The 19,809-nt window shown below is 34.0% G+C and carries 15 protein-coding genes and 1 tRNA gene; 10 read left to right on the top strand and 6 right to left on the bottom strand.

Annotated features, from left to right (window positions below; all coding sequences use genetic code 11):
• Nucleotides 1-12 precede the first annotated feature (12 nt).
• Nucleotides 13-513: a ribosome assembly cofactor RimP gene (gene rimP / locus NNH57_RS20620; RefSeq protein WP_234423374.1), complete on the bottom strand. Its 501-nt coding sequence runs from the start codon at nucleotides 511-513 to the stop codon at nucleotides 13-15.
• A gap of 188 nt (nucleotides 514-701) precedes the next feature.
• Between rimP and NNH57_RS20615 the strand changes: the two genes are divergently transcribed.
• Nucleotides 702-1,535: a universal stress protein gene (locus NNH57_RS20615; protein ID WP_306345574.1), complete on the top strand. Its 834-nt coding sequence runs from the start codon at nucleotides 702-704 to the stop codon at nucleotides 1,533-1,535.
• A gap of 53 nt (nucleotides 1,536-1,588) precedes the next feature.
• Here the strand turns inward: NNH57_RS20615 and NNH57_RS20610 are convergent.
• Nucleotides 1,589-1,661, bottom strand: a tRNA-Gln gene (locus NNH57_RS20610).
• 206 nt (nucleotides 1,662-1,867) lie between these two features.
• Between NNH57_RS20610 and NNH57_RS20605 the strand changes: the two genes are divergently transcribed.
• Together NNH57_RS20605 and NNH57_RS20600 are read left to right on the top strand one after the other, a co-directional pair.
• Nucleotides 1,868-5,173, top strand: a complete 3,306-nt coding sequence (locus NNH57_RS20605) for a glycosyltransferase family 117 protein (protein ID WP_074409707.1) — start codon at nucleotides 1,868-1,870, stop codon at nucleotides 5,171-5,173.
• Between the two features lie 48 nt (nucleotides 5,174-5,221).
• Nucleotides 5,222-5,866, top strand: a complete 645-nt coding sequence (locus tag NNH57_RS20600) for a polysaccharide deacetylase family protein (RefSeq protein ID WP_074409708.1) — start codon at nucleotides 5,222-5,224, stop codon at nucleotides 5,864-5,866.
• Between the two features lie 2 nt (nucleotides 5,867-5,868).
• Here NNH57_RS20600 and NNH57_RS20595 read toward each other — a convergent pair whose 3' ends face one another.
• Nucleotides 5,869-6,165, bottom strand: a complete 297-nt coding sequence (locus NNH57_RS20595) for a thioredoxin family protein (RefSeq protein ID WP_024772315.1) — start codon at nucleotides 6,163-6,165, stop codon at nucleotides 5,869-5,871.
• A gap of 71 nt (nucleotides 6,166-6,236) precedes the next feature.
• Complete coding sequence (locus tag NNH57_RS20590; RefSeq protein ID WP_074409709.1) at nucleotides 6,237-7,481, bottom strand: metallophosphoesterase; 1,245 nt, start codon at nucleotides 7,479-7,481, stop codon at nucleotides 6,237-6,239.
• 402 nt (nucleotides 7,482-7,883) lie between these two features.
• On the opposite strand from NNH57_RS20590, the gene polA reads away from it, so the two are divergent.
• Nucleotides 7,884-10,715 (top strand): DNA polymerase I, encoded by a 2,832-nt coding sequence (gene polA / locus NNH57_RS20585; protein ID WP_108807926.1) that lies wholly within the window; start codon nucleotides 7,884-7,886, stop codon nucleotides 10,713-10,715.
• Nucleotides 10,716-10,755: 40 nt separating this feature from the next.
• Here polA and NNH57_RS20580 read toward each other — a convergent pair whose 3' ends face one another.
• The gene (locus NNH57_RS20580; protein WP_108807927.1) at nucleotides 10,756-11,961 is read right to left on the bottom strand and encodes a serine hydrolase domain-containing protein; all 1,206 of its coding nucleotides are present in this window, start codon (nucleotides 11,959-11,961) and stop codon (nucleotides 10,756-10,758) included.
• 70 nt (nucleotides 11,962-12,031) lie between these two features.
• Complete coding sequence (locus NNH57_RS20575; RefSeq protein WP_108807928.1) at nucleotides 12,032-14,725, bottom strand: DUF5916 domain-containing protein; 2,694 nt, start codon at nucleotides 14,723-14,725, stop codon at nucleotides 12,032-12,034.
• A gap of 281 nt (nucleotides 14,726-15,006) precedes the next feature.
• Here NNH57_RS20575 and rplM point away from each other — a divergent pair, with 281 nt between their 5' ends.
• The 6 genes from rplM (at nucleotide 15,007) to frr (ending at nucleotide 19,758) form a co-directional block, all read left to right on the top strand.
• Nucleotides 15,007-15,462, top strand: coding sequence for a 50S ribosomal protein L13 (rplM, locus tag NNH57_RS20570; protein ID WP_025666888.1), 456 nt, complete (start codon nucleotides 15,007-15,009; stop codon nucleotides 15,460-15,462).
• A complete protein-coding gene (rpsI, locus tag NNH57_RS20565) occupies nucleotides 15,462-15,848 on the top strand; it encodes a 30S ribosomal protein S9 (protein ID WP_074409713.1) in 387 nt (128 codons plus the stop codon). Before rplM ends, rpsI begins: the two co-directional genes overlap by 1 nt.
• 128 nt (nucleotides 15,849-15,976) lie before the next feature.
• Nucleotides 15,977-16,855, top strand: a complete 879-nt coding sequence (gene rpsB / locus NNH57_RS20560; RefSeq protein WP_108807929.1) for a 30S ribosomal protein S2 — start codon at nucleotides 15,977-15,979, stop codon at nucleotides 16,853-16,855.
• Nucleotides 16,856-17,026: 171 nt separating this feature from the next.
• A complete protein-coding gene (gene tsf / locus NNH57_RS20555) occupies nucleotides 17,027-17,992 on the top strand; it encodes a translation elongation factor Ts (protein WP_074409715.1) in 966 nt (321 codons plus the stop codon).
• Nucleotides 17,993-18,440: 448 nt separating this feature from the next.
• Entirely contained in the window at nucleotides 18,441-19,148 is a 708-nt protein-coding gene (gene pyrH, locus NNH57_RS20550) for a UMP kinase (protein WP_025666892.1), read from the top strand.
• A 46-nt stretch (nucleotides 19,149-19,194) separates the two neighbouring features.
• Complete coding sequence (gene frr, locus NNH57_RS20545) at nucleotides 19,195-19,758, top strand: ribosome recycling factor (RefSeq protein ID WP_074409716.1); 564 nt, start codon at nucleotides 19,195-19,197, stop codon at nucleotides 19,756-19,758.
• Nucleotides 19,759-19,809 lie beyond the last annotated feature (51 nt).

Raw genomic sequence — 19,809 nt, 5'->3', positions numbered from 1 at the left:
AATATATTATAATTAAAATGTTATCATAACTTTTGCTTCTACAATATTTTCATAAGCTATATTAGCTTCTTTAGTAACGGTTACTTTACCTTTACCTACTGGCTTAGGCTCTCGTGTTTTCCACGTTAAGACAATTGCATCTTCGGTCACTGAGATTAACTCTCCTTCGATTGTTTCTTCGGTTGTTTTTACCTTAAGTTTTCTGCCCACATTCTTTTTATACTGTCGAATATGTTTCAGACCTTCAGAAACACCTGAAGACATTACCTGAAGAGAGAAGTCTTCTTCTTCTCTATCTAAATTGTGTTCAATTGCTCTGCTTACCGCAATGCAATCTTCTACTTTCACACCATCATCTCCATCAATAATAATTTCAATACTATTATCGGGATGAATTTTACTTTCAATTAGAAATAGGGACGGATTTTCTCGAAGTGCCCCCTCTAATAAACTCTGAACTTTGTCTTTTAATGACATAAATAGATAAAAAGAGGGGACTTTTCGTCCCCTCATCCTGGTTTTTTAATTTCAACGGTGCAAAGATAGTAATAATATCTTATATACAAAATATCGCTAAGAATGAATTTATTCGTAAATTTAAGATATACTATATAAGTAGCTTCTTACTTTAAGCATATAATTACCAATACGTTCTAAATCCAGAGTGATAAACAAATAACACATTTCAAAAAAGCAGTATTATGATCAAAAGCATACTAGTCCCTACAGATTTTTCTAAACAAGCCGAAAATGCACTAAAAGTGGCGGCTCAAATAGCAAAAAAAAATAACGCTAAAATCTATCTGTTACATATTTTAGAGCTCCCTATGCATCTTACAGATCTAATGTCTTCTGGAGCACCAGGACCTGCGCCCGAAGCCATTTTTTTCATGAAGCAAACCCATAAAAAGTTTGAAGAAGTATTAAACCAGGATTATTTAAAAGATATTGACGTCATTGAGACTGTAAATTTTGAAGATGTACTACATGGGATTATCAATTCGAGTACCAAAAATAATATAGATATTATTATCATGGGATCTCATGGTTCTTCCGGTTTTGAAGAATTATTTATAGGCTCTAATGCAGAAAAAGTGGTTCGAACATCAAAAAAACCGGTATTAGTCATCAAAGAAGATTGTGATATTTTTGGAATTAATGACTTTGTATATGCTACAAATTTTGATGATGAAGATAAACCATGCCTTTTAGCAGCGCACGATTTTTCTAAATCAATTCAAGCAAAGCTTCATTTAGTATGGGTAAATACAGCTAATGGATTTAAAACTACTTATGAAACCGAAGAGAAAATGAATAATATGATCTCTAACCTGGCAATAGAGGGGTATAGTTTAAACATCTATAACGATAATACGGTAGAAAAAGGAATACTTAATTTTGCCGATTCTATCAATGCGGGCATGATCGGCATTAGTACTCATGGCAGAAAAGGAATATCACATTTTATTAACGGAAGCTTAGGTGAAGATGTTGTAAATCACGCAAAAAGACCGGTGTTGACTTTTAAAATTTAATGTCTTCACAACATAAAATAAAAAAAGGAGCAAATAAATTTGCTCCTTTTTTGTTGGCCTACTAGGGCTCGAACCTAGACTCTTCTGGACCAAAACCAGACGTGTTGCCAGTTACACCATAGGCCAATACGTGTTTGCGGGTGCAAATTTAAAATTTTCTTTTGGCTCTGCAAACATTTTTTAAAATTTATTCTACTAAATCAATAATCTATCCACAAAACAGTTGTTATATGTCTAAAATATAAACTTCTGTTAAGCGTTTCCTAAAAAAACTAAGGTTAAAGTATTTTTATTATTAAATTCGCCACACGTTATATAACTGAATAAATCTTATGAGCACATTCAACTTTACCAAGTGGAATAAAATATTAGGATGGATTGTTTTTACCATCGCTTTATGCGTTTACGCAATGACGGTAGAACCCACTGCTAGTTTTTGGGATGCAGGAGAATACATTGCTACCTCTTCAAAACTACAAGTTGGCCATCCACCAGGGGCACCCCTTTTTCAAATGATTGGAGCTTTTGCTTCTGCGTTTGCATCAGATCCCACACAAATTGCATTTATGGTAAATATGACTTCTGCGTTTGCTAGTGCATTTACGATCCTTTTTATGTTTTGGTCGATCACCATTCTTGTCAAAAAAGTAATCGTTAAAGATGAAGAATTAACACAAGGTAAGGCAATGGCTATTCTAGGTAGTGGTATGGTAGGGGCTCTCGCCTTTTCCTTTACAGATAGCTTTTGGTTTAATGCTGTAGAAGCCGAAGTATATGCAATGGCCACCTGTATTTTATCTGTTCTTTTCTATCTTGGATTATTATGGGAACGAGACATGCATACTTCTAGAGGTAATAAATGGCTACTATTAATCTCTTTTATCGTTGGACTATCTTTCGGTGTTCACTTTATGGGACTACTGTCTATCCCTGCAATAGGGTTATTATATTATTTCAAAAATTACAAAGAAATTACTATCAGAAATTTCATTGTTGCCAATATCGCTGTTGTAGCTATATTATTGTTTATTTTTAAACTTCTATTACCTTCTACACTTAAATTCTTTGGTGCAGCCGAAGTCTTTTTTGTTAATTCTATAGGTATGCCTTTTAATTCAGGAACCATTATTGCCGGATTAATAATCGCTGCAGCTTTTTATTTTGGCATAAAATACACTCGTAAAAAAAGTTACCCACAATTAAACACATTGTTATTATGTGTTATGTTTATCCTAATAGGATTTTCTAGCTGGGTTATGTTACCTATACGAGCAAATGCCGGAACTGTAATTAATGAGAATAATCCTAATAACGCAAGAGAGCTTCTGGCATATTATAACTTAGAACAATACCCAGAAACCCATCTTTTTTATGGGCCTCAATTTACAGAAATCTATGCCGGTCTGGATGAGAACAATCCATACGAAGATGGTAAACCGAAATATGAAAAAGATCTTAAAACCGGAAAGTATATTATAGTTAACGATTGGAAAAATGCAAAACAAAATCTTGATGATGCACATAAAGCCATTTTACCAAGAATGTGGAGCACAGAGCATATTGCCAATTATATGGAGTTTACCGGGCCAATTAAATTCACAATCAAGCCCGAGTATCAAGGTGAAGAAGAATTACTTAATGCCGTTACTCAATTTAGAAGAGAATATGCTACAGGGAAATTAGATAATGATGATTATAATAAATTTTTACAATCGTTTGGTAATTATATCAATGTAGAAAAACCCTCTTTTGGGGATAACGTAGTATATTTATTTGATTACCAAATGGGATATATGTACTGGCGTTATTTTATGTGGAATTTTGTTGGACGACAAGATGACAACCAGGGTAAACTTACCGATTTAGAAGGAAATTGGCTTAGTGGCATTAAATTTATTGATGAAATTCGATTAGGATCTCAAGATAATTTACCTAGTGATGCTCTTAAAAATAAGGCTCGCAATACCTACTACTTCTTACCATTACTACTAGGGTTAATTGGTTTTGTATTTATGCTACAAAGAGATAAGAAAAAATTCTGGGTTTTGCTCATTTTTTTCTTATTTACAGGCTTAGCACTAAAAATTTACCTTAATGAAAGACCTTTTGAACCAAGAGAGCGAGATTATGCACTGGTAGGGTCATTTTATGTATTTGCTATCTGGATAGGGTTTGGTGTATATGCCTTGTTTGATTTACTTAAAAAATACTTAAAACCCAAAATACTTGCTCCTATAGTTACTGTGGCTTGCCTATTGGCTGTACCAGTATTATTAGCAGCACAAAACTGGGATGATCACGATCGTTCAAATCGATATACTGCACAATCTATGGCAAAAATGTACTTGCAATCTTGTCAAAAAGATGCCATACTATTTACGATAGGAGATAATGACACATTTGCGCTATGGTATGCACAAGAAATTGAAGGTTACCGTACAGACGTTAGAACCGTAAACACAAGCCTTTTTGCAACAGATTGGTATATAGACCAAATGAAAAAAGCTGCATACGAAGGAAAACCTATCCCCTCTCAATTAACTCATGAATTCTATCGATTCGGAAATAACGATGCTATTTATCACAAACCTGTAACTTCTGACACCATGCTTATCAAAAACTGGATGAGATGGATAGAAACAGATGACCCTCGAACTAAAGGAGATTTGCAAAGTGGTAAAAAAGTAAATACATTTCCTACTAAGCACATACGAATTCCTGTAGACAAAGAAGCGGTGCTTAGAAATGGTATTGTAGCTCAAAAAGATGCTGATCTTATTGTACCTTATATTGATATTCACCTTAATGGGGATTTATTATTCAAAAATCGTCTTTTGATGCTGGATATTATCGCTAATAACAATTGGGAAAGGCCTATTTATTTTACTGGTGGAAGTTATGGGGATGATGATTTCTTATGGATGAAAGATTACCTGCAATTAGATGGGGTTACTTTTAAATTAGTCCCTATTCGTACTAAGGTAAATCCTCGAAATCCTTTTGAAATGGGTAGATTAGATACTGATCTTATGTATAAAAACGTAACTAGTTGGGATTGGGGTAATAGTAATGATCCGAATATATATCATGATCCAGAAACCAGGAAAAATGCAATTACATATCGTAGTAATCTAGCAAGACTTGTAGAGGCTTTAATTCAAGAGGATAAAAAAGATAAAGCCAAAGAAATTTTGGATCTGGCAATGGATAAAATGCCAATCGAATACTATGAGTATTACACTCTGGTAGAGCCTTATATTTCTGGATATTACGAGATAGGAGAAAAACAAAAAGCTCGAGACTTATGGATAAAACTAGCAAAAAAATACCAGGAGCAACTCACCTATTTTGGTAGCTTAGAACTTAAAGATCAATATCGTTATGCCGAAGAGATCGTAACTAATGTAGAACGTTATCGTAGTGTAGTTGATTTATTACTAATCAATCAGGATCGGGAAATGATAGAAGAAAAAGCAGATGAGTTTAACAAATACCTAAGATTGTTTACTCGACTCTATTCTGAAGATGAAGAATATGATGATGATGAAGCCATACGTAAACAACAAGAAGAAGATCTTATTAAAGAGTTTCAAAACCAGGAAAAATCGTTAGATTCTTTAGATAGTATAGCAAACTAATTATTAAAAGTGAGTCTTTATAAGGCTCACTTTTTTAGTACATTCATAGTGCAAATAATTCCAAATAAAACCCCTAAGGTTATTAAACAGCTTCTCCCGAATTATATCTGGGATCTTTATGCGAATAATGAAAAGAAGCTATATTTAACTTTTGATGATGGCCCCATACCGGGTGTTACAGAATTTGTTTTGACCCAGTTAAATCAATATAATGCCAAAGCAACTTTTTTTTGTATAGGTGATAATATTAGAAAACATCCCGAAGTTTTTCGACAGATTCTGGCAGAAGGTCATGCTATAGGTAATCATACTATGAATCACTTAAAAGCCTGGAAAACTAGTCTAGAAATGTACCTTGAAAACATTATAGATTGTCAAAATCTAATTCAGGAATATTCACCTAAGAAAGATATACAGCAAATATTTAGACCGCCATATGGACAAATAAGCCGTACCAAATTTAAAGCACTAGAAAAGTTAGGATATAACATTATACTTTGGGATGTATTATCAAAAGATTGGGAACAAACAATATCACCAGAAGAATGTTTACAAAATGTGCTCCAAAACACACAACAGGGAAGCATTATTGTTTTTCATGATAGCATAAAAGCCTCAAAAAATCTTACAGCCGTGCTACCTGAGGTTTTAGATCATTTTTCTAAAAGAGGATATGTTTTTGATACCATCTAGGTTTAAACATACTCTTTCATGAGACCGATAAGTGTATTAGCATCTTGCTCGCCACTTTGTCTCCAAACCATCTCACCTTCTTTATAAATCATTAATGTAGGAAGTCCTTTAATACGTAAAGCAGTAGCCAACTCTTCATTCTTATCTACATCAATCTTTATAACTTTCCCTTTATCTCCAAGTGCCGCAGCTACATCCCTTAACACAGGATGCATTGCCAGAGAGGGTTCGTTCCATTCGGTAAAAAAGTCTAATAAGACAGGAACTTCAATACCTATTATATCTCCAAACTTTGACATGTTCAAAAACTTTTATGTTTGGGCCTTTAATAATTGGCCATTAAACAGTTGTAAATATAACACTTTCTGAATTATGCGCCTTTACCTTTAGATCCTTTTCTCAATTCAATAACCGTAATCTCGGGCCATATACCAACCCGTCCCGGGAAAGCATGAAATCCAAAACCTCGATTTACATTCAGATATCTTCCCATTTCATCATACATCCCTGCCCATTGTTTATATACATATTGCACTGGACTCCATCGTACAAATCCGGGAATTTCAATCCCAAATTGAAATCCATGGGTATGCCCGCTTAATGTAAGATGGTAATGATCCGAATGTTTCTTTACTTCATATTCCCAATGTGAGGGATCGTGACTTAACAAGACTTTAAAATCTTCTTTGGTCACTTTTTCAGAAGCCTTTTTTAAATCACCAGCTTTCTTAAAGTTATGCCCCCAATTCTCTACTCCTATCACGGCAATACGCTCACCATCCTTTTCTACAAAAGTACTATCATTAAGTAACAGATTAAAATCAATTTTAGTATGAACTTCCTTTATTGCTTCAAAATTTGCATCTTTTTCTTCCTGACTGTTCCAGGTAACATACTCTCCATAATCGTGATTTCCTAAAACAGAGTATTTGCCATATTTGGGTGTTTTAATACGTTTAAAAGTATCTATCCAATCATCCATTTCTTCTGCTACAGTATTCACGATATCTCCGGTAAATAACAATAAATCTGTTTCTTGTTCATTAATTAAATCCACTGCATATTCGATCTTGGCAGCATCATCAAAACTTCCAGAATGTATATCTGAAATTTGTGTAATTCTAAATCCATCAAATGCAGCAGGGAGGTCTTCAAAATGCAACACATGGCGTATCACTTTAAAATTATATTTCCCTCTAAAAATCCCGTGTAACAATCCCCCAAGAGGTATTGCAGCAACACCAAGTGCCAGTTGGCTTATAAATTTTCTACGGTCTGGAAAATATTGAGTAGCTGTACCTTCAAAAAAAGTGTTTGTAAGATAATTATACCCAGCCACACAAACTCTAATAATGTCTTCACCAAATAAAAACAAAATCATAATTAATTTAGGCACCAAAGTGAGTAACAAAAGAGCACTAGCTCTTAATGTGTATTTGGTTGGACCGACACTGCGATCATAGTTAGCAAAAATATAAATCACATAACTCAAAATAAGCAATGACAATACTAAATATCCTATTTGCACCCATTGATTTTTGGTAATAGTACGAATGGCTTGATATGCATAAGTTTCAATAAGTATGTATAGAATTATAGGGACTAACCAACGCATAATTTGTTGTAAGATTTTAATTATTAAACAAAGCTATCCCTCCTTTTTAATTTGCGGCTATTTTTTAAGTAAAAATTAACGATAAATAAATTTTACAACCAAAAAGCGTTAAAATCATGCCTTTACCCGGCATAAATCTTAACAATTTCTTTTAGAACTAAGATTTTTATTTGTAACTTCGTTTCATATTCCTTTTTAGGGCTTAATTACAATTTAAAAAAATCATATACTATATATAAGAATTACTATCGTATTTATAGCAGTTGATACATTGTTATCAATTTTATTTTGGGGCGAAATGCCGTCAGTTTTTGGCGGCATTTCTTTTTATATTTATTATAGTTTTTGACGCTAATTTGATTAATCTTCTTTTTATATTGCATTTCTAAAAATTTAACTCACATCATGTCACAAAAACGTCTTTTTCTTCTGGATGCTTTCGCTCTTATTTTTCGAGGGTACTATGCACTTATTAAAAACCCGAGAATTAACTCAAAAGGGCAGGATACATCTGCAATTTTAGGTTTTGTAAATTCTTTATTCGATGTTATTAAAAGAGAAAAACCTGATCATTTAGCTGTTGCATTTGACAAGCAAGGGAGTAAAGATCGATTAGAAATTTTTCCTGAGTACAAGGCTAATCGAGATGAAACCCCCGAGGCCATTAAAATTGCTGTACCTATAATTCAGGAAATATTAAAAGCCATGCACATTCCTATCATAGAAAAAGCAGGTGTAGAAGCAGATGATTTAATTGGCACCATCGCCAAACAAGCCGAAAAAGAAGGATATCAAACTTATATGGTTACTCCTGATAAGGATTATGCGCAATTAGTTTCTGAAAACATTTTTATGTATCGCCCTGCCAGAATGGGAAATGGAATCGAAATCTGGGGAATACCAGAGGTTCAAAAAAGATTTGAGATAGAGCGACCAGAGCAGGTTATTGATTATCTAGGTATGATGGGTGATGCTGTGGATAATATCCCTGGATTGCCGGGGGTTGGTGACAAAACTGCCAAAAAATTTCTTGCAGAATACGGTTCTATGGAAGGCTTATTAGCTAACACCGATAAGCTAAAAGGTAAAATGAAAGAAAAAGTAGAAGCAAATGCAGAATTAGGTCTTCTTTCTAAAAAACTGGCAACCATTATTTTAGATTGTGATGTAACCTTTAATGCCGATGATTACGAATTTACTAAGCCTGATGCGCAAAAAGTACATACCATTTTTGAAGAATTAGAGTTTAGAAGGCTTACAGATCAGTTTATTAAGATTTTTTCGGGAGAAGAAACTAATACATCTGCTCAGACTTCAGGTAGTTCTACTTCAAAAAAGAAAACAACACAAGCTGGAGCAGGTCAATTTTCATTATTTGGTGAAACCGAGGAATCTGGTGAAGCTGTTTCTTTTTCCAGCAGAAAAACTATTGCTAATACCGAACATTTCTATCAGAGCATTGCTCCGGGAATGGCAATGAAATTATTTCTTCAAAATTTATTAAAGCAAGAGCATGTTTGTTTTGACACCGAAACTACTGGTCTTAATCCACTAATTGCAGAATTGGTAGGGATTGCTTTTTCCTGGGAAGCAGGAAAAGGTTTTTACATTCCTTTTCCGGAAGATCGTAACGAAGCACAAGAATTGATCGAACAACTACGACCTTTCTTTGAAGCTGAACATATCACAAAAATTGGTCAAAATCTAAAATATGACATCAAAGTTCTTGCAAAATATAATATCGAAGTTAAAGGAACACTGTTTGATACGATGTTAGCTCATTATCTCATCAATCCAGACATGAGACACAATATGGATGTGCTTGCTGAAACTTACCTTAATTACACTCCGGTTTCTATTACTGAATTAATTGGCAAAAAAGGTAAAAACCAACTATCCTTCAGACAAGTACCAATAGATAAGCAAACCGAATACGCGGTAGAGGATGCAGATATTACTTTTCAGCTAAAAGAACATTTTGCACCCGAGCTTACCGAAGCAAAAACGGTCTCTTTATTCAAGGATATTGAAATTCCATTACTAAGAGTTCTGGCCGATATGGAAATCGAAGGAATTAACCTGGATAAAGGTTTTTTACAATCTCTTTCTGAAGAACTAGATAGCGATATTAAAACATTAGAGCAAAAGATCTACACAGAAGCTGGTGAAGAATTTAACATCGCTTCACCAAAGCAATTGGGTGTTATATTATTTGAAAAAATGAAATTGGTAGACAAACCCAAAAAGACAAAGACAGGTCAATATTCTACTGCCGAAGACGTATTATCCTATCTAGCAAAAGATCATGATATTATTCAAAACATATTGGATTTTCGTGGTTTGTCTAAATTAAAAAGCACTTATGTTGATGCATTACCAACACAGGTTGACGAAAATACCGGGCGTGTTCATACAGATTATATGCAAACGGTAGCTGCCACCGGACGTTTAAGTTCTAACAATCCTAATTTACAAAACATTCCTATTCGTACAGAAAGAGGACGACAAGTAAGAAAAGCATTTGTTCCCAGAAATGAAGAACACACACTACTTGCGGCAGATTATTCTCAAATAGAATTAAGGATCATTGCAGCTTTAAGCAAAGAAGAAACTATGATTGAGGCTTTTAAAAATGGTGAAGATATCCACGCTTCTACTGCTGCAAAGGTATTTAATGTTCCCATAGAAGAGGTTAGCAGAGAGCAACGTAGCAATGCCAAAACAGTAAACTTTGGAATTATTTATGGAGTTTCGGCTTTTGGATTAAGTAACCAAACCAGTCTTTCACGAAGTGAAGCTAAAGAATTAATCGATACGTATTATAAAACATACCCAAAGCTACGCAACTACATGAGTGAACAGGTAGATTTTGCGAGAGAAAATGGTTATGTACAAACGGTTTTAGGAAGACGCCGATATTTAAAAAACATTAACTCTGCAAATGCAATTGTTCGTGGTGCAGCAGAACGAAATGCAGTAAATGCCCCTATTCAAGGAAGTGCTGCTGACATTATCAAGATTGCAATGATCAATATTCATAAAAAACTAAAAGAAGGAAACTATAAAACCAAAATGCTACTACAGGTGCATGATGAATTGGTATTTGATGTTTTTAAACCCGAATTGGAAGAGATCAAAGTCTTAATCAAAACCGAAATGGAAAATGCGTACACTTTAGAAGTTCCATTAGATGTAGATCTTGGATTGGGTAAAGACTGGCTAGAGGCTCACTAAAAATATTAATCGAACAGTTAAGAAAGCTCAAAAGCCAAAATCATTTCACTTGTTGATTTTGGCTTATTTCTTTATAAAAATCATAATAATTTAAAAAAGTAGGAATCACCGGCCCATTAAATGGATTGGGGCCGTTAAATAATACACAAACACCTATATCATTATCAGGATCAATCAACAATTGGGTTTTATATTGATTTACATTACCCCCATGATATAGTATTCTTCTACCTCTGTAATCCAAAACTCGCCACCCCATTGCATAATAAGAATCTGTTACCCCGTCCCACAAATTAACATATGTATCTTCATCACTAGTACAAATAATAGGGTTAAAAATATCACTAAGGCTTTCTTTTGAAATAATATCAGGGCGATATCCAAGTAATACTTTTAAATACTCCCCCATATCAGAGATTGATGCATTAATTCCTCCTGCAGCAGCTACATTATAATAGTTTTTATGAATCTCTGTAACCCCATATTTTTTTGAATAATGATTATATTTATGAGGAAGAGCTACATTATCATTCTTTCTTATTGCAGCATATGTACTTGATGCTGTATGCATCCCTGCCGGAGCAAACACTCGCTCTTTAAGAAGGGTTTCAAACGATTTTTCGGTTTGGTTTTCCATTATTTTTTCAATAACCGAAAATATTGCATTTTGATATTCGTAATCTACTCCTTCCTTAGATACAACTCCTTTTCTTTTAAAACTTCTGATAATTTGCTCTAAAGACCATCCTTTTTGTATAAGCTTAGTATATGTATAAGGGTAAAGTCCTGTTGTATGCGATAATAAATGATTTACTTTAAGCCGATCTGCCTGTTCACTATTTCTTAAACTAAATGTTTTTACCGATTCTCTAACATTTTGATCCCATTGTAGTTCATCACGATCTACTAAATTCCCCGCCAAAACTGCTGTTACACCTTTTGATAAGCTTGCAATTCTAAAAACTGTATTTACATCTACAGAATCTTGTGTATGAATTTCTTTTACTCCAAAACCTTTTTCATAAATAACAGTATCACCTTTAACCACAACAACAGCTGCTCCAGGACATTCTGAAACATTAAAATTAGTAGCAAAAAACTTCTCGTAATGCTCTAAGAAGAAAGATACCGAGTCCTTTTTTGATATTTCTGGTTTCTCATTTGTTACAACAACTCTTTCTTTAGGTTTTGATGTAGTGCATGCCACCAAAAAAACTAAAGTAAACACAGCATAAAAATATTTCATATTACGACATTCTATAGGGTCGCAAAATACGTTTAATATTATTTATTGTATAAAAACTTTTTCAGAAACTTTATAATACAAATCGATATGTTGCTTTGATTAAAAATGTGTTCTCTGGCTGCTGATTCAGAATCTGATTATCTAAACTTCTAAAGAGATCATCAGAAGGGTTTCCATCCCCGGTAATACCTTGTGACCAAACCAAAAATATTTCAGAACCCGGAATATATTCCCAGCGTAGCACCAGGTTAGAACGAAACTGAACAAATGCAAAATCTGGATTACTAATAGTATAATCCACAGTACCATCTCTATCCTCATCTACAGAGTACTCATCATCTGCAAACGAAATCTGATCCTGATCATATAATGTTACTCTCTCATCTAGGTTTTTGGCAACTGCATTATTAACATAGTTAAAATCGGTATATCTTCCTCGTGATATAAACGGTTGCCCATAATACTGAATAGTAAGATTAGGATTAATACTATAATTTAACCGTATACTCGCACTTAAAGTTTTCTGATCTATTTTAGCAGTTATATATCTTGGAGTACCATTAAAATCAACATCTGTAACATACTGTGTTTTATTAGGGTTCTCTACAAACTCTGGATTTAAAGACATACTAAACGAGTTAAATGGCTGATACCTAAGTCTCAATACATATCTTCTAAAAGAGAAATTATTATCTGTTGTCCATGAATTCACATGACCGACAGTAAAATTAAATTTCTTTCTTTGATCAGATCCAAAAAATAACACTCCTATATTTTCTTGAGAAAATCTCCACCTAGGACCTCCTCGTAGAACGGTATTTGTAAAAATACGAGGTTTATGAATCATCTCAACTTCTGTCCACCAATTATTTTGATAATCTATATTACCGCCCAACACATATTGAATACGATTATAGTTACCTTCAAAATCAAATGCCGATGATTGACTAAATCTAACATTAGCTCTTCTATAAAATTTGGTAGGTTTTAAGAAAAGATAACGAAGATTTGCAAATTGTCTGATATCATCTGCCTGACGTAAAAAACCAATATCATTTAATTCTAATTCGGGAGAACGCCAGAACACTCCTGCTCCATACCTCCAATTTCCTCCTCCGGATTTCCCTCCTCTAAGTTTACCACCAGTTCCGGTTAATGAAGTTCTATTGGGATCTAATTCTACATGACCTGCATCTACCCTCTGAAAAAGATGTGTAAGTGAATTCTGGGTTTTTTCGATAGATTCTTTAGAACCTTCTACGTGACTAGCTACAATATTACCTTCGATAAAATACTTTCTATCTCTCCAATTATGTCTAAAATCCAACCCTGCTGTATATGCTGATTTACGAAGAAGATTAAGATTATTTTCTCTTGTTCCTGCTACTTCTGATGTCTCGTCTGTATTTGGGTCATCTTCATCAATATCAAAGGTGTCCCCAAGATTTCGGTTGGTAGCCGTTATAATTCCTCCAATAAATGAGTTGCGTTGATTAAAATCCTTTTGCACCCTACCGACCATATAGTTTGTTAGAGGCTCTACAATGGCCTCTCTCTTATTACCATTTTCGTCTTCAATTTTGGCGATCTCTCTAGAAGTTACACTTTCTAAAACACCAATAGACCATCCATCTTTGGTTTTTCCGCTAAATTTTGCAGCTCCAAGAATTGTAGTATTGGTAGGCTTATCGATAAATTCATTATCAATTCCCGAAATTGATCCTTGTGGGCTTCTTCCTATTCTACGAGAATAAAACAAATTATCCTGGTTATTGGCAAAACGGTAATCAAAAATATTTTTATTTTCTACGAAAAAAGGTCGTTGTTCTCTAAAGAAAATCTGAAACCCATCTAATGCAATAGCGGCAGGATCAGCTTCGACCTGGCCAAAATCAGGATTTACAGTTAGATCCAAAGTTAGATCATTTGTGATTCCGATTTTTGCATCTAACCCTCCATTCAATTTAAAATCTTGACCATCTCTAAATGGATTTCCTTTTTCCTCGGGATACGTATCAAATTGTGTTACTGCAAATGGCTGGATTTCTAATTGTTTTTGTGCTTCGATATTAATCAAACCATGCAACTCTCCAAATTCACTTATAAATCCAGGAGCATCTCTAGGGATTCGTTGCCAAACTGATCGCTCATCTTTTCGAAAAAACAGTCTGTTTACCTGAAGCCCCCATACCTGTTCTTTGCTTTTACCAAATTTTACCTGGCTTAAAGGTATTTTTATTTCTGCGGTCCACCCTTCATTATCTATATTGCTTGCTGCATACCATATTGGGTTCCAGCTGCTATCCCAATTATCTCCATTTCGTGAAACGAACTCATCTCCTTTCACTCCTGCAGCTGTTATAGTAAAAGAAAACGCTGTTCTTTTATCATGATATGTATCTAAGATAAGTGTAATACGATCTCCCGCAAAACCATCTCTTCTCGATAGTCTTTTTTCTATTTTATCTGGTTCGGTATCATAACATCGATAAGCTACGTATAGATATTTCTGATCATATGCAATTTTGAATTTGGTCTTTTGACTTGGTGGCGTATTTTCATCAGGTTGATTTTCAATAAAATCACCAGCCCATTCTACCACATCCCAACCGGGTTCATCAATTAAACCATTAATTGTTAATCCTTCGGCATTATTAAGTAATTTTGTAGTATAAATTCGTTTTTTAACTGTACTAGTAGAATCTTGCGCAGTAGAAATAATAGGAACCAAAAAGAGTACCAATAAATAGGTATAACATTTCATGATGATTAGAAGTTTGATGATTGATATAACTAAGATGACAGAAATTATTTTAGTTTGTCACACTTTATGCCATTTTTTAGTAAAAAATTAACAGGAGAAGGTGATTATTGAACATAAAACAAACAAGACAACTCCTTATTACATCAATATCACTGAAAACCAATGCATCATACTTTAAAAATAATATCTATTACCTGTTTGCTATATAAATATATAATTGTACATTTGCACCCCTATTTTATATAGGAAAAGGAATGTTTAATTAAGTAAAAATAATTAGTGTGGACACATTAAGTTACAAAACAGTATCTGCCAACAAAGCTACCGTTACAAAAGAATGGTTGCATGTAGATGCTGAAGGACAGACTTTAGGGCGTCTTTCTTCTGTAGTTGCATTACTACTAAGAGGAAAACACAAGCCTAACTTTACCCCACACGTTGATTGCGGTGATAATGTTATCATTACCAATGCCGAGAAAATCAACTTAACAGGAAAAAAGTGGACTGATAAATCGTATATCCGTCACACTGGATACCCTGGAGGGCAAAGAAGTCTTACTGCTCAGGAATTGTATGACAAAAATCCAGAGCGTTTAATCGAAAAAGCGGTAAAAGGAATGTTACCTAAGAACAAACTAGGTGCAGCTTTATTTCGTAATTTAAAGGTATATGCAGGAGCAGATCACAATCAGGAAGCTCAGCAACCTAAAACTGTTAACTTAAACGAATTTAAGTAATGGAAGTTATTCACAAAATTGGTCGTAGAAAAACGGCTGTAGCCAGAGTATATCTTAAGGATGGTTCTGGAAAAATTACGGTTAACAAGAAAGACCTTAATGAGTATTTCACTACTGCTACTTTACAATACAAAGTAAATCAGCCTTTAACTTTAACAAGTAATGAGGACAAATACGATGTAAATGTAAATGTATATGGTGGAGGAGTTACTGGACAGGCAGAAGCTGTTCGTTTAGCAATATCAAGAGCGGTATGTGAATTAGACGAAGAAAACAGATCAATCCTAAAACCAGAAGGTTTGTTAACCAGAGATCCAAGAATGGTAGAGCGTAAAAAATTCGGTCAGAAGAAAGCTCGTAAGAAATTCCAGTTCTCTAAACGTTAATTTATTAAAACAGTATTTGTTGTTACCTCAATTCGTGAGGGGTTAGTTTAGCATCTAAATGCACAAGGCCATACAAAAAGTAGCCACTTGGGCATTGCTAATTCAACAGAACGTAAACTATTACAAAAATGGCAAACAATATCGAAGTAAAAGAATTACTTGATGCAGGTGTACACTTTGGTCACCTTACAAGAAGATGGGATCCAAATATGGCACCATATATTTATATGGAGCGTAATGGCATTCACATCATTAACTTATATAAGACTGCTGCAAAAATTGATGAAGCTGGTGAAGCTTTAAAAAAGATAGCAGCGTCCGGCAGAAAAATCCTTTTTGTTGCGACTAAAAAACAAGCTAAAGAAATCGTAGCCGAAAAAGCAAGTAAAGCTAATCAGCCATACATTACAGAAAGATGGCCTGGTGGTATGCTTACTAACTTTGTTACTATTCGTAAAGCAGTCAAAAAAATGGCTTCTATCGATAGAATGAAGAAAGACGGTACCTTTAATACACTATCTAAAAAAGAACGTTTACAAGTAGATCGTTTAAGAGCAAAATTAGAAAAGAACTTAGGTTCTATTTCTGATATGACTCGTCTACCTGGGGCATTATTTGTTGTAGATATTACTCGCGAACATATCGCGGTAAAAGAAGCTCAAAAATTAAACATTCCTATTTTTGCAATGGTTGATACTAACTCTGATCCACGTCAGGTGCAGTATGTAATCCCTGCAAATGATGATGCTTCTAAATCTATAGACAAAGTTATGACTTATGTTAGTGATGCTGTTATAGAAGGACTAAGCGAAAGAAAAGCAACAAAAGAAGCTCCTAAAAAAGAAGCTCCTAAAAAAGAAGCCCCTAAAAAAGAGGCTCCTAAAAAGGAAGCAAAAGCTGAAGCTCCAGTAAAAGCTGAAACACCTGCAAAAGTTGAAACACCTGCAAAGGTTGAAGCTACAGTAGAAGCTCCGGCAACCGAAGCTGCAAAGCAAGAGGAAGAATAAACAAATAGATTGTATATCTATTAAAATTCGAAGTTAAGTTTATATCTCTGCGATAAAACTTAACTTTAATATAAAATTGATAAGTCGTTTGGTTCTTTACTTTTGCAGTACTAACTAAACGACTTGTTTTTTATACAAACAATACATTTTACACATTAAATATTTAAAGATATGGCAAATATTACAGCAGCCGAAGTAAGTAAATTGCGTAAAGCTACAGGTGCCGGAATGATGGACTGCAAAAAAGCCCTTGTTGAGGCTGAAGGAGATTTTGACAAAGCAATCAAGATCCTTAGAGAAAAAGGACAAAAAATTGCTGATAAAAGAGCAGATAGAGAATCTTCTGAAGGTGCAGTTATTGCAAAAGTTAATGATTCAAAAAACAAAGGAGTAATCGTTTCTCTTAATTGTGAAACTGATTTCGTAGGAAAAAACGACTCTTTTGTTTCTTTAGCAAAACAACTAGCAGAAGTAGCTCTTAACACTTCTTCTAAAGAAGAATTTTTAGCTTCAGATTTTAATGGTATGACCGTTCAGGAAAAACTTACTGAACAAACTGGTGTTATTGGAGAAAAAATCGAAATCGGAGATTTTAAAGTACTAGAAGCTCCTTTTGTAGGATCCTATATACACGGAAATAAAATCGGTGCTCTAACTGGCTTATCAACCGAGATAGATAATGCAGAAACACTTGCCAAAGATATCTCTATGCAAGTAGCATCTATGGGAGCGACAACATTGTCTTACAAAGATTTTGATCCAGAATATGTTGCTTCAGAAACTCAAGCAAGAATTGCAGCAATCGAAAAAGAGAATATTGAACTTGGCAGATTAGGAAAAACATTGAAAAATGTTCCTCTATTTATTTCAAGATCTCAATTGACTGATGATGTAATTTCGCAAGCAGAAGAAAAGCTGAAAGAAGAGCTTAAAGCAGAAGGTAAACCTGAGCAAATCTGGGATAGAATTCTTCCAGGAAAATTAGAAAGATTTATTTCTGATAATACTACTTTAGATCAGGAACAATGTCTTCTTGACCAAAATTTCATTAAAGATGAAAAGAAAAGTGTTGCTGATTATGTAAAAACACTTGGCGATGTATCTGTAGTTGCTTTTGAAAGAGTAGCTTTGGGTTAATCTAAAAATCATATAGTATTCAGACGTATCTGAAAAAAATAAAAACCGCTTCTATTATAGAAGCGGTTTTTTATTCATCATTTTCAAAATATTTTCTTTCTGGTTTCCAACGTTTATAAGTTTAGAATTTCTTCCAAAACTTACCCCCAATACAAACTAACTCCCCAATTAGCCTATATAAACACTTACATCGTATTTATTTATTAAAAACGTTCAATTTCCTTTCTAAAAACATTTATCATCCCCAACACCTTTTTTGTTTTCCTTGATGCAAACCTATAACATAATTCAACACGAATCAATACCCCTTATAGGGGAAAACCACCCTTTTTTTAATAGTTTTTAAACTTTAACATTTGACTATTTAACTTAAAAATCCACCTTTATAATCCAAACTATTTTCTAAATTAAGAATATCGCTATATTTGCACCACAGTTAAATCTCATAATGGAATATAAAAGAATATTACTTAAATTATCTGGCGAAGCTCTAATGGGTGATCGTCAATATGGAATTGATCCTAAAAGATTGGCAGAGTATGCCCATGAAATCAAACAAATTACAGAAAAAGGCGTACAAGTTGCTATTGTGATAGGTGGAGGTAATATTTTTAGAGGTGTTGCAGGTGCCAGTAAAGGAATGGATAGAGTTCAAGCAGATCATATGGGTATGCTTGCAACCGTTATTAATGGACTAGCCCTACAGAGTGCTCTTGAAGATGCCGAAATACCTACTCGATTACAATCTGCAGTAAAGATTAATGAAGTTGCAGAACCTTTTATACGTCGAAGAGCAATGCGTCATCTCGAAAAAGGAAGAGTTGTAATATTTGGTGGAGGAACAGGAAATCCATATTTCACTACTGATTCTGCCGCAGTGCTAAGAGCTATAGAAATTAATGCAGACGTTATTCTAAAAGGCACAAGAGTTGATGGAATATACACCTCTGATCCAGAAAAAAATGCTGATGCCACAAAATTTGATTTCATATCATTTGACGATGTTTTACGAAAAGGTCTGAAAGTGATGGATACAACAGCATTTACATTAAGTCAGGAAAATGAATTACCTATAATAGTCTTTGACATGAATAAAGCCGGGAATTTACTAAAAGTAGTTTCTGGTGAATCTATAGGTACTCAAGTAAACCTTTAATCATATTGGCTTATTTTTTGATTTGTCAGAAGAAAAGAACTAAAACATGAACGAAGAAATAGATTTTATTATAGATTCGACCAAAGAGTCAATGCAAGCAGCAATTACTCATTTAGAAAAAAAATTACTCAATATCAGAGCTGGTAAAGCATCTCCTGCTATGTTAGGCAGTGTAATGGTAGAGTACTATGGCTCTCCTACTCCGTTAAACCAGGTAGGAAATGTAACTACTCCTGATGCAAGAACCATTACAATTCAGCCTTTTGATAAATCTGTAATTCCTGAGATTGAGAAAGGTATTCAGGTAGCTAATTTAGGGTTTAACCCAATGAATAATGGCGAAAGCGTTATCATTAGTGTTCCTCCTCTCACAGAAGAACGCCGTAAAGATCTTGCGAAACAAGCAAAAGCTGAAGCAGAAGATTCTAAAGTTGGTATACGTAATGATCGTAAAAACGCCAATAATGAGATTAAAAAATTAGAAAAAGAAGGTCTATCAGAAGATTTGGCGAAAAACACTGAAGTAGATATTCAAACATTAACAGATACATACATTAAAAAAGTTGATGAAATGCTTAGTCATAAAGAAAAAGAAATTATGACAGTTTAATTCTTAATGTATAGAAATTATAACTAAAGCGTTTTCTTATTAGAAACGCTT

Source organism: Aquimarina spinulae, from assembly GCF_943373825.1.
Lineage (GTDB): Bacteria > Bacteroidota > Bacteroidia > Flavobacteriales > Flavobacteriaceae > Aquimarina > Aquimarina spinulae.
This window is presented reverse-complemented; position numbering and strand designations above follow the sequence as displayed.